Genomic DNA, 11,787 nt, shown 5'->3' with positions numbered 1-11,787 from the left:
ATATGAGGAGGATGTTGGGCTGCTTGACGTGGCTTCGCTCTGTTAAAAACAGGCCGCAGGGCGCGCGTGGGCGATCAAGGCGCGCAGCTACTCATCAGGCTTACCAACAACTTCATCTACAGCCGATGGGCATTGGGCGCGGAATCTACTGGCAGGAGGGGAGGCTGGCAATACAGATCTGACGACCGTCACAGTTTTATGGTCTCAAACCATTTCGTTGTCAGGTGGGGAGATGGCCTCCAGAGAGGCCATCCAGATGCTTAGAAGCGCAAGCTCAGGTTGGCTTTGACATTCTGATCAGTGGTATCGCTGCTGAGTTGGCCGCCGTAGCTGATCCCTACGCTGACCGTTTCGTTCAGGGCCATATCCACTGCGCCTTCGATAACGGCTGCGTTGCGAGCAATCGGTGCGCCTTCCAGGGTGAATGTATTGCCACCCTCGAACGCTGCCTTGTGCTCAGGCGTTACGTCGCCAAAGGCATGCCGCCACCCGAGAGTTGCGCTGGGCTTGAGTTGTACGCTGCCAACCGAGGCCGTAGTCGACGCACGCAAGCCCAGAGTGCTGAAGGTCACGTCTGTATCCTGGGATTTGTTATCCAGCGCCAGGGCACCGCTGCGCTCATGGAAGCTGTCGGTATGCACACGGACATGGGCAAGGCCCGCGAAGGGCTCCAGCGTCACCTGATCCTGCCTGATCAGATAACCCAGTTCGCCAAACACCTGTGTGGTGCCTGCATCATAATTAGGCGACAGCCGATCGGCACTGCCCAGAACGGACAGGGTGCGCTTGGCATCAATGTCATGCCAGGTGTGCGCCGCGCCCAGCTTCAGGCTCAGGGCATCCCATTGGGCGCCGGCGTACAGACCCAGATGATAGTTGTCGCTCTTGGACGAGCCCGAGGTGTGGCGCAGGTCGAAGTCACTGTGGCTATAACCTGCCAGCGCGCCCAGGCGCCAGGTATCGTTAAGCGGTGCATCAGCGCCGAACAGGATGCCGGTGGTGTGCGTATCCAGACCTGAGACGTTATGTGTGCTATCGGTCTTGCCCCAGGCGCCAAGGGCTTGCGTCCAGACCACACCCCTAGCGTTATCGCCCATCAGGTTCTGTATGCCCGGCGCGGTATCAGCTGCCGAGACCTGGGCATTATGCAGGCGATCCGTCATGGCGTTACGGACCAGACGGCTGTCCTCGACCAATGCTGTCTGGGTAGAGGCGTGCAGTTCATTCGACAGCGCACGGAAGGTCTGCTGCGCCGTCGCCGTGTCCAACTGTGCCACCTGATCCCACAACGCACTGCCAGCTACGATGCTATCCAGCCCAGCCGCAACGGCGCGCTCGTTACGGGTCGTGCCCAGGGAGGCAAAGGCAGTGCTGTTTCGCTCCAGCGCCAACTCAACACCATTGGCAGAGTAGCTGAGCGTGGGCGTCAGGAAGGCATAGTTGGAGGTGACGTTGGCAAAGGTGCCCGTAACCCCGCCATTGGCTGTCAGGATGGAATAACGCGTCAAGGGTTGCCAGTTGCCGCTCTGGACTAGCGACAGCGTGCTGTTATCGATCGTAGCGCTACCGGTCGCGACGATGCGATCCGTCTGGCCGGCCTCGTTGGTTTCAACCTGATAGACCGCTCCATTGGCGAGCGTGACATTACCGTTCACGTTCAACTGTCCGACGGAATTTCCGGGCGCGACGATGCCGCCCTGGGCCACGACGAGGGTGCCGATCGTACCGTTGCCACCCAGGGTCGCGCCCTGGTTGACGGTAACGGCAGAGTTGGCGAGGCTGCCGTTCACGGCCAGGCGGCCTTCGTTGACTGCTGCGGTACCCGAAAAGCTGCTATTGCCGGTCAGGTCCAGCGAGCCGGCTCCGGTCTTGATCAGCGAGCCGTTACCGGCAAGGGTGTTGCCCATCGTATCGTCGACGGACTGGTCCAGCACAAGGGTGGCGTTGTTGGTGATGGCACCGCTGCCAAACGCGCGGGCATAGCCCCTGAGCGTACCGCCATTGATCGTCGTGCCGCCGGTATAGGTATTTTCGCCACTTAGCGTCAGCTCGCCGGTGCCATTCTTGATCAGCCCACCGCTACCGCTGATGTTGTTGCGCCAGGCATCCTTGGCGTTGAAGCCGCCGAGGCTGGCATCCATGTTGACCGTTACGTCGGAGGTGAAGGCCCCGTAGCCATCACCAGCCGCCAACAGGTTCAAGCGGCCATAGCCGTTGGACTCATCGATGACCACATAGCCGGACGAGATTTCGGTACTGGCCAGCACATCACGACGCTGGCTGGCGTCCAGATAGGGGAAGCGGGTTTCCAGCAGCACTTCGGCATTGACCGGCACCACGGGCGCAAGGTCTGTCGGGCCTACCGGCGCAAAGCCATAGGTCATGCGTGAGGTATACAGCGCCTTGTCCTGCGCATGTTGCGAGAAGCGGTCCGTTGCCGGGTCGATTGGATCCATGCAGTTGTTGATATCGCCACCGCACTGCTCGGTGAGGTATGCCTGCGCCTGCTGAAAGGCCTCGTTGCGAAGTTGGGCGTTATTGGTGAGGTTGTCGATCGCAAAGTAGGTCGCGGTGATACGGCCGCCTATTACATCGAACGGCGAATGCATACCTGCGACGATCCGGTTGTTACCTACCTCCGAGGCGCGCAGCATCAGTTCTTCGAAGCGCTGCGGGATGGCATAGCTCAGGGCAATCGAGGAAAGATAGGCCGCGTTGGTATGTCCACTGGGAAAGCCGCCGTCCGTTTCTGGAGTGCTGCTGCGAGCCGGCCGCAGGGAGGGCTGAATAATCTCTTCCTGGGTCTGGCGCCAGGGGCGAGGGTACTGATAGGCATTCTTGGCGGGTGTAGTGGATGCATCGTTGCGCACCGCACCGACCAGCTGGACAACCTTGCCCAGGGCGGATGAGGTCTCGCCTGCACCGTTACCCTTGTCGTCGTATTTGACGGTCTGGTTGGAGTCGTCGAACGTGGTGATAGTGGTAAAGGCACCGGAACCTGCGCGGTATCCGTCCGCCAGTGAGCCCAGCCCATCGATGGCGCTATAGCTCTGGTTGCGACGGTCATCGTAATAGGCTGCGATTTCCTGCTCACGTGTCCGAGTATGGGAAAGGTCCACAACATACTGAACGTTACGCTGAAGAATCGGTGCCCCCAGCGCGGTCGGCGTACCGGTATTCCACGTGGCGCCGGGTGTCCAGAGCGTGTTGAAGCCAGACAGCAGGTCTACACCGTTAATGGCGTTGTTATCGGCACGACCGGCCGCTTGTACTGATGCAGCCAACAGGGACAGAACGAACGATGAAGCGACCACACACGAACTGACGTTTGACGGTCTCACTAACGACTCCTTTCATGTATCCGAAGCTTTACGAAAAGTTACAAAGCGGTACAAAGGTCGAGGAGCGTACGTAGCCAGCTTTTCAGTTCTGTGGCGGGAACATGACAATTGGGTTGTGCGATGATTTTTAGGCGGCCATGAAAAAGCCCGGTCTAGACCGGGCTTCATGCTGACGCAGACTGATTACTGCTGACCGAATACGCGCGTCAGGTGCGCCTTGTATTCGGCCTGATGGCGCTCGATGTCCGGCGCCTTGATGACATCATTCGCCAGATAGGTCGGCAGGGCCTCAAGGCCCACAAACTGCTGCGATTTGTGGAAGGGGAAGTACACACCGTCCACACCTTTGCCCTCGAAGAAGTTGCCCGGCTCGTCGAACGCTTCACGCGGTGCGTTCCAGGTCAGGGACAACATGTAGCGACGGCCCTGCAGCAGGCCACCGGTGCCGTACTGCTTGGTGGGATCGCTACGGGTACGACCGTCGTTGGCATATAGCGAGCCGTGGCCGGCGGTCAGGACCTCGTCTAGATACTTCTTGACGGTCCAGGGGGCGCCCATCCACCACCCCGGCATCTGATAAATGATGGCATCAGCCCACAGGTACTTCTGGACTTCAGCCTCAACATCGTAACCCGACTCGATCACGGTTTCCTTGACGGTATGGCCCAGCTCGCTCAGGTGGCCCACAGCCAGAGTGTGCAGGGTTTCGTTATAACGCCCTGCGGAATGGGCGAACGATTTGCCGCCATTGATCAACAAGATATTCATGAAAGCTCCCACTTAAACGGGTAGGGCGCAAAAGGGGTGCGCCAGAAAGCGGTACAGTGTCCTCCGCACATGCTTGTCGTTAAAGTAGATAAACTGGAAAAGATAATTGATTTGAAATCAAGAATGACGGGCGAAGGCAGGCATGAAAACCACGCTGGAAGAACATCTGGTATTCAAGACCGTTGTCGAAACGGGTTCCATAACCGCAGCGGCCGACCAGTTGGGACAAACCGTTTCGGGCGTGAGTCGCGCTCTTAGCCGCCTCGAGCAAAAGCTTGACACCACACTGTTACGTCGCACGACCCGGCGTCTGGAGCTTACCGATGAGGGACGGCATTTCCTGACCCAGGTCCGTGCCATCCTGGCCTCGGTCGATGAGGCCGAGGAGCAACTGGCGATCCGGCGGCAACGGCCGGCAGGCCGTTTGCGGGTAAATGCGGCACCGTCCTTCATGTATCACGTTGTCGTCCCGTTGGTGGGTCTGTTCCGTGAACAGTATCCCGGCATTACGCTGGAGCTGGACACGAATGACCGCTTCATCGACCTGCTGGAACAGCGCACGGATGTTGCCATCCGGATCGGCGAATTGCGTGACTCTACTCTGCACGCGCGACCGTTGGGGCAGAGCCGGCTCAGCCTGCTGGCCAGCCCGGACTACCTGAATAGGCATGGGACACCGCTTGCTGTCGCTGACCTGCATAAACATACCTTGATCGGTTTCAGCCAGCTTGATCACCTCAATCAGTGGCCGCTACCAAACGAGCGAGGCGCTACGCTGGCGGTTTCGCCCGATATATCCGCCTCAAGCGGGATGACGATTCAGGCATTGGCACTGGCCGGACAAGGAATTGTGTGCCTGGCGGACTATATGACACGGTCGGCTCGCGAGCAGGGCCTGCTTGTTCCGATCATGAGGGATCAGGTGCAGGACTCCTTTCAGATCATCAATGCGGTCTACTACCGCAATACCCAACTTTCACTGCGGATCACGCTGTTTCTGGACTTTATTGCAGAGCATTTGCGCGAGCGCTTGTAGCGTCTGTCGACCGATAGCGATCGCTGTTCAGGCACTTCGGCCCGAATACAGCCTCCTAATAAAATGTTATCCAGAACAGGTGATGCCTATGAGCAACGCCTGTCCGTGCCTCGAAGGAGTTTGCCATGTACCGGATCGGCTTTGCCTGCAATTACCGCCATCCCGACAGAAGCCTGCCTGCAAAAGAGATCGAAGCCATCGAGCGGCTCTACAATGGCAAGACCACCACGCTACGTTGGCTGTCCAGCCAGACAACCGAGGCGGCCGAAGAGAAGCTGCTCTATGTGATCGAGCACAATCTTCAGGCCCAGATGCGTCTGTTGCAGTATGTCAATTCCTTGCCGGCTCACCTGCACATGATGCGCATGAGCAGCGATATCCTGCCGTTCTACAGCCATCCCAGTTATGCCTATTTCTACGACTCCACGGCTATCCGGGATTTCATCTCCGAACAGTTCCAAGGTATCGGTGACTATGCGCGTACCCATGACATTCGCCTCTCCATGCACCCGGGGCAGTATTGCGTGCTGGCCTCGGATAACCCGGATACGGTGGAAAACAGCATCCGCGAATTTGAATACCACGCCGATATGATCCGCATGATGGGCTATGGACGGCAGTTTCAGGATTTCAAATGCAATATCCACATTGCGGGCAAGCTGGGCGTCGAAGGCATCCTGCATATCTGGCCGCGCCTGTCAGACGTGGCCCGCAACTGCATAACCTTTGAGAACGAGGAAAAGAAATACGGTGTTGACGCCTGCCTTGAACTAGCCGACCACGCTCCGGTCGTTCTGGATATCCACCACTGCTGGATTCACGAAGGTCGCTACATCGACCGTCATGACCCACGGGTAAAGCGCATCGTCGAAAGCTGGCGGGGCGTACGTCCGGCCATGCACTACTCACAGTCCCAGGAGATGTTGATGGAGCTGGGTATCTCGGCTGACGAGAAGATTGAAATGGAACAGCTGCTGACTAAGGTCAACAAGCGTGACCTGTATGGTCACAGTGACCGGATGTGGAACCGCTGGTGTAACGAATACGCCAAGTCATTTCTAGACGAGTTCGACATCATGTTCGAAGCCAAGCACAAAAACCTCGCCGTGATCGATTTCTACGAACAGTACATGGTCCAAAAAGCTGCCTAGGTCTCAAACCTGGGCATTCTCCGGTTTCTGGCCTGCAAAGCCCCGTAAGCTGGCTATAGTCACTAGAACAATAATAAGAGGAGCACTGCCATGCCTGAACTCGCCCGTCGTGAATTCTGGAAAGAACTCCAGCCGATTCCCAACAGCTTGAAGCCTGATGCCAGGCCTGAGGTCTACATTGAGGACGCACCGACAGAAGACGAGCGCTATTACGTGCCGTTTACCGATACCGTCTCGAGTCGCCCGTTATGGATCTCGCCCTCCGAGAACAAGTGGTGCGATGTTCTCATGGCCAAACAGGCGGGCCTGGTGAACCGTCATTACCATCCCCATGAGGTTTTTGCCTATACCATCTCTGGAAAGTGGGGCTACCTGGAGCATGGCTGGACGGCCAGAGCCGGCGACTTCGTTTACGAAACGCCTGGCGAGGGGCATACGCTGGTGGCTTATGATTATGATGAGCCGATGCGGGTCTTCTTTATCGTCAAGGGCCCTCTGATCTGGCTGGATCAGGACGGCAACGCCGCGGGCTATTTCGATGTACACGACTATATCAAGCTATGCCGGGAGCATTTCGAGCGCGTCGGTATCGGCGCAGATTACGTCGATACCTTGTTCCGCTAGGTAAAAGCGCCCTGCGATCCTGCCTTGCAGGGCGCTACGTCATACCGGGACGTTCATATTGATACGACGCCATACCGCTTCGGCAAAGCTGTAGACCGCAAAGGCGATCAAACCCAGCGCAACCACCAGCAGAATGATATGGCCGAAAGGCAAGTTCTGAAGCCCGTTGAGAGCCTCCTTGATTCCCGGTGGGTGCATTGCATCGTAGCGTGAGCCACTGACAGCCAGCAGTACGGCAATCTCGATAAAGGCCACCCCCCGTGCAATCAGTCCGAATCGGGAGACGGGGCGTACCATGCGCATGACACCTTCATCCGCCTCGAAATACCGTTCGAAGGAGGCCTTCCACCCCTTGATGATATGGGCAATGCCTACACCCAGCGGAATCAGGGCTATCAGCCGTATCACTATATTGGAGTGGTCCCAGCTGAGCAGGTGTGAAAGAAAGTCCTGTGCCTGACCACCACCTCCAGAGCCTCCGCCCTCACCAGGAGTTTTGAAACCGCTGATCAGAAGGCCTAGGGCGAAGAGCGCCAGGAGGACATATGTCACGCCACTGGCGAGGAGCCCTGTACGGATCGTTAATCCTTTGAGATCCGTGCCGTGATGATCCGAATCTTGTAGAGCCTGTACGGTACGCCAGGCTGCAAAGGCTGCAAGCCCGATCACCACAATCCAGAGCAGGGTACTGCCGGACGGTTGCGCCAATACGGTTTGCAGGCTCTGATGACTGTCGACGGGCTGTCCTGAGCCTATGGCTGCCAGTAACGCGAAGCCACCGATAATGAGGTACACCACGCCTCGGGCAGCGTAGCCACCACGGGCCAGCCAGGTAAGGCCTCGGTTGGGAGTCATGCTGATTAGGTTTCCTGTAGTTATGAGGGATACAGGAAAAGACCCGGCGACTGAGGCGGCGGTTCGTATTCACGGCTGGGGTAGCAAGCCAAACGGACGAAAGGCGATTGGCCAGTATTTGTAGGAAAAAGCTTACAAGGACTCTCAGCGGTTGGCTCTAGGGGAAACGAAGGGAGAGGCGTAATCTATTTACATCGGAGCAGCGCACGGAAGCGCTCATGGTAGATCAAGGATCCGATATGACCGCCAGGATGGCAGCTTGACAGGATGTCGAGCATGGTCAACGAAACCCCGCTACGGCGGGGTTTTTCCGTTTCACCGCTGTTTAGCAGTCTATTCTCCGGGTCAGTCGACGTTCCAGACCGACGCGTCCTTTATACGTCCTGCCCTCATCGATCCATCCCTCTTTTAAATAGAGCCCCAGCGCTGATTCATTGTGGGCGTCTACTGCCAGTTGAATATGCCGGATATCGGGCCACTGCCTGCAGACCAGCTCGGGAAGCGCCCGCAGGCAGGCTTTGCCCAGCCCTCGGCCCTGTGCGCGAGCCGCGATTTGCAAGGCATGGAGCGAGCAGGCATCGGCGCTGACCCACTGGGGAGACAGGGGAGCCCGCTTGAGTAGAAACAGACCTGCCGGCAGGCCTGCTTCCAATAAGGCGAACCCTTGTACATGCCGGGGTGACTGCCCCTCAAGACTCACCAGTGCAGCCTCAGGCGTGCCTGAAAAGGCTATCTGCTCAGGGTGTAATTCAAGGCTGAGCAGCGCCTGGCGCTGGGTATCGTCAAGGGCGGTAATGGCTTCAATCAAAAGAGGGCCATCATTTCGTCGGACCTTTGAACCGTTAATGACCACTATCAATCCTGTCGATTTCTCAAGGTATCAATCACAGCGTACTGTGAAGCCTGGCTTAAGAGTAGATAGAGGTCCTTATGCCCATTGTTCAAATCATGTCAGTAGTAGGCAGTGCCGTACCTGCTGCGCTTCGGGAGGCCGGGTTTATGGTCTGCTGGTATCTGGTACGCAATGGCGAGCGCATCAGTGGTCCGTTCACGACGCGTCAGGAGGCACAAGTGCAAATGAGCACCTTGGCCGAGTTGCATACCGTCGCCTGATCAGGCGGTTCGTTTCAGCATTTCCCAGAGCTTGGGGTCGTTGAAGTCTGCTATTGCCAGATCGGCGCCGGCTGCCAGCAGTTCATCGGCTGTCAGTGTTGAGGTAATACCGACCGTAACGATTCCGGCAGCCTTGGCTGCCGTCAGGCCGGGAATAGAGTCCTCGAAAACCAGCGCCTGCCGGGGCTGGGTCTCCAGCGTATTCAACGCAGTGGTATAGGGAAAGGGATCCGGCTTCGAACGTTCCAGCTCTTCACCCAGCACGACCAGGGGAAAGCGGTTTTCCAGTCCAAGCGCCTTGAGCATATGGTGGACATTAGCACGCGGGGCATTGGTCACGATCGCGCGTTTCCATCCCTGTTGGTCCGCGTAGCTCAACAAGGTTTCAAGGCCAGCGGTGGGCTCGAGTGTGTTGGCTAACTCACGCAGCAAGGCTTCCTTTTCGTTTGCAATCACTGTGTGCTCATCGGGCGTCTTGTCTGGATAGAGGTCTTTGCAAACTGCGTCGTTGGCGCGACCCGAAATGTGACGCCTGAAGTCCTCTTCACTCAAGTTGCGTCCCTCGCGGGCCAGGAGTTGCTTCCAGGCCTGGTAATGAACCGGATCGGTATCAGTCAGAGTCCCGTCGAGATCGAATATCAGTGTATTGAGCATCAGCATGTCCTGAATGGCTCCAAGGGTGAACCTGAAAGGACTCAGGCTCACCGGTAGGGAAGGGGCTTACCAGATCTTGATGCGCTTGTCCGGGGGCAGGTACATCTGGTCGTCTGGCTTGACGTCATAGGCCTCGTAGAAACCAGGCACGTTGCTCAGCACACCATTGGTGCGGTATTGCGCCGGTGAGTGCGGGTCGGTTTTCAGACGGTTGAGCAGGTTCTGTTGTGTGTACTTGGTGCACCAGACCTGCGCCCATCCCGTAAAGAAGCGCTGTTCGGCCGTCATGCCGTCAATGACAGGGGCAGGTTTGCCATTCAATGACAGGTGATACGCCGAGTAGGAGATCGTTACGCCACCCAGGTCGGCAATATTTTCACCCAGGGTAAAGCGGCCATTGATGTGATAGCCCGGTACCGGCTCATAGGCCGAGTACTGTTCAGCCAGCGCTGTCGCACGCTTTGCGAAGCGCTCGCGGTCTATCTTGGTCCACCATTCTCGCAGATTGCCGTCGCCATCGAACTGCGAGCCCTGATCATCGAAACCATGACTGATTTCGTGGCCGATGACTGCACCGATACCACCGTAATTGACAGCATCTTCTGCCTGCATGTTGAAGAAGGGCGGTTGCAGGATGGCGGCCGGGAATACGATCTCGTTACGCAGCGGGTTGTAATAGGCGTTAACTGTTTGTGGCGTCATGGCCCACTCATCTGGATCGACCGGCTTGCCGAGTTTGGCAAGGTTGCGCTGATACTCGAATGTCTGGGCCCGCTGCAGGTTGCCGATCAGGTCATCCGGGGCAATGTGCAAGGATGAGTAGTCACGCCACTGGTTGGGGTACCCGATCTTGTAGGTGAACTTCGCCAGCTTGGCCTTGGCTGCCTGGCGGGTGTCTTCGCTCATCCAGTCCAGCTTATCCATAGCCTGCCCATAGGCGGCGATGAGGTTGCGAACCAGCGCCTCCATGCGGGCCTTGTTTTCCGGCGGAAAATGACGCGCGACATATTCCTTGCCCAGGGCTTCACCCAGGCTGCCTTCAACCGCACTTACGCCACGCTTCCACCGTGGACGCTGCTCCTTGGCGCCGTTCAGGGTCTGCTGGAAGAATGCGAAATCCTCCTGGGCATAGGCGTGCGGTAGTGCCTGAGCATAGGCATGCAGCACGTGCCACTTGAGGTAGGTTTTCCAGGTGGAGAGCGATGTAGACGTCAAGAGCTTGCCAAGCCCCGTGATGTAGCTGGGCTGCTCGACAATGATCGGATGCTGACCGACAAAGCCGGTCTCCTTCAGGTACGACGGCCAGTCGATGGCACGGGTCAGCGTACGCAGTTGGGTGGGCTCATAGGCATTGTAGGTCTTGATGGGGTCGCGGTTGTCGACCTTGTCCCACTGGGCCAGGGCGATCTGCTTTTCCAGTGCAGCCACCTTGCGGGCACTACCGGCAGGGTCAGGGAGGTTGGCCAGGTCCAACATGCGCTGCACGTGCGAAACGAAGCCGGAGCGGATCTCGGCGAATGACGTGTCATCGATCAGGTAGTAATCCCGGTCGGGCAGGCTGAGACCGGACTGGGCAATCTCGGCTACGTATCGCTTGGAGTCCTTGGCATCCTGGGTGACATAGGGTTCGAGCGGAACATCGATACCCAGCTGCTGGAGGCGGGCCATTGTGATGAGCAGCGAGCGACGATCATGAATGGAGTCGATAGCATCGAACGCACCCTGCAAGGGTTTAAGCCCCTGCGCCTCGATGGCGGCTTCATTCATGAAGGAGGCATACAGGTCGCCGATTTTCTGCTCGTCGCTGCCAGTAGCCTTGTCGGGCTTGGCGGCCAGCGCCTCGATGATGGCGTGCAGCTGTTTCTCGGTGGTATCGGCAATGGCATGGAAAGCGCCGTAGCTGGTCTTGTCGGCCGGGATAGGTGTGTTTTTCAACCATTGACCGTTAATGGCGTTGAAAAAATCATCCTGAGGCCGGACGCCGGGATCGAAGTTCTCCTTCTTGATGCCGGACTGCAGCGTGTTGGCAGGGGTTTGGGGCTGGACAAATTCCGATTTACCGCAGGCGCTCAACGCCAGTACACAAACGGCGCCGGCAAAGATATGTCTCATGGGATCTCCATTGGGATTAGCGGTCACGCACGTGACTATAACGGGCTCGCTTATGGCGAGGCCAACGGCTTTGCAAGGGCAGGGCCAGGCACTGCCGAGGGCGTATCACACCCGTTATGTCTGTGGTGAACGT

At 57.7% G+C, this 11,787-nt stretch carries 10 protein-coding genes; 4 read left to right on the top strand and 6 right to left on the bottom strand.

Features of this window, described 5'->3' with window-relative positions; all coding sequences use genetic code 11:
• Window positions 1-260: 260 nt before the first annotated feature.
• Window positions 261-3,341 (bottom strand): autotransporter domain-containing protein, encoded by a 3,081-nt coding sequence (locus AC4LF3_RS16735; RefSeq protein ID WP_491835907.1) that lies wholly within the window; start codon window positions 3,339-3,341, stop codon window positions 261-263.
• 183 nt (window positions 3,342-3,524) lie between these two features.
• Window positions 3,525-4,109 carry an NAD(P)H-dependent oxidoreductase gene (locus AC4LF3_RS16730; RefSeq protein WP_010795742.1) on the bottom strand — a complete coding sequence of 195 codons (585 nt, stop codon included), beginning with the start codon at window positions 4,107-4,109 and terminating at the stop codon, window positions 3,525-3,527.
• Between the two features lie 142 nt (window positions 4,110-4,251).
• Here AC4LF3_RS16730 and AC4LF3_RS16725 point away from each other — a divergent pair, with 142 nt between their 5' ends.
• From AC4LF3_RS16725 to AC4LF3_RS16715, 3 genes are all read left to right on the top strand, one after another.
• Entirely contained in the window at window positions 4,252-5,145 is an 894-nt protein-coding gene (locus AC4LF3_RS16725) for a LysR substrate-binding domain-containing protein (protein WP_150346631.1), read from the top strand.
• A gap of 125 nt (window positions 5,146-5,270) precedes the next feature.
• Complete coding sequence (uvsE, locus tag AC4LF3_RS16720; protein WP_219651076.1) at window positions 5,271-6,296, top strand: UV DNA damage repair endonuclease UvsE; 1,026 nt, start codon at window positions 5,271-5,273, stop codon at window positions 6,294-6,296.
• A 90-nt stretch (window positions 6,297-6,386) separates the two neighbouring features.
• Window positions 6,387-6,920, top strand: coding sequence for a 2,4'-dihydroxyacetophenone dioxygenase family protein (locus AC4LF3_RS16715; protein ID WP_010795739.1), 534 nt, complete (start codon window positions 6,387-6,389; stop codon window positions 6,918-6,920).
• Window positions 6,921-6,959: 39 nt separating this feature from the next.
• Here the strand turns inward: AC4LF3_RS16715 and AC4LF3_RS16710 are convergent, their stop codons facing one another.
• The gene (locus AC4LF3_RS16710; protein ID WP_434154318.1) at window positions 6,960-7,775 is read right to left on the bottom strand and encodes a DUF1206 domain-containing protein; all 816 of its coding nucleotides are present in this window, start codon (window positions 7,773-7,775) and stop codon (window positions 6,960-6,962) included.
• Between the two features lie 325 nt (window positions 7,776-8,100).
• The gene (locus AC4LF3_RS16705) at window positions 8,101-8,583 is read right to left on the bottom strand and encodes a GNAT family N-acetyltransferase (RefSeq protein ID WP_491835903.1); all 483 of its coding nucleotides are present in this window, start codon (window positions 8,581-8,583) and stop codon (window positions 8,101-8,103) included.
• Between the two features lie 122 nt (window positions 8,584-8,705).
• On the opposite strand from AC4LF3_RS16705, the gene AC4LF3_RS16700 reads away from it, so the two are divergent.
• Window positions 8,706-8,888, top strand: coding sequence for a hypothetical protein (locus AC4LF3_RS16700; protein ID WP_010795736.1), 183 nt, complete (start codon window positions 8,706-8,708; stop codon window positions 8,886-8,888).
• On the opposite strand, the gene AC4LF3_RS16695 is transcribed toward AC4LF3_RS16700, so the two are convergent.
• Together AC4LF3_RS16695 and AC4LF3_RS16690 are read right to left on the bottom strand one after the other, a co-directional pair.
• On the bottom strand, window positions 8,889-9,542 hold the full coding sequence (locus AC4LF3_RS16695; RefSeq protein WP_491835901.1) for an HAD family hydrolase: 654 nt from the start codon (window positions 9,540-9,542) through the stop codon (window positions 8,889-8,891).
• 66 nt (window positions 9,543-9,608) lie between these two features.
• On the bottom strand, window positions 9,609-11,654 hold the full coding sequence (locus tag AC4LF3_RS16690; protein WP_491835899.1) for a M13 family metallopeptidase: 2,046 nt from the start codon (window positions 11,652-11,654) through the stop codon (window positions 9,609-9,611).
• Window positions 11,655-11,787 lie beyond the last annotated feature (133 nt).

This window comes from Pseudomonas sp. C2.3V, from assembly GCF_058536325.1.
The sequence above is the reverse complement of the archived record's forward strand: the minus strand, read 5'-3'. Positions and strand labels throughout refer to the sequence as shown.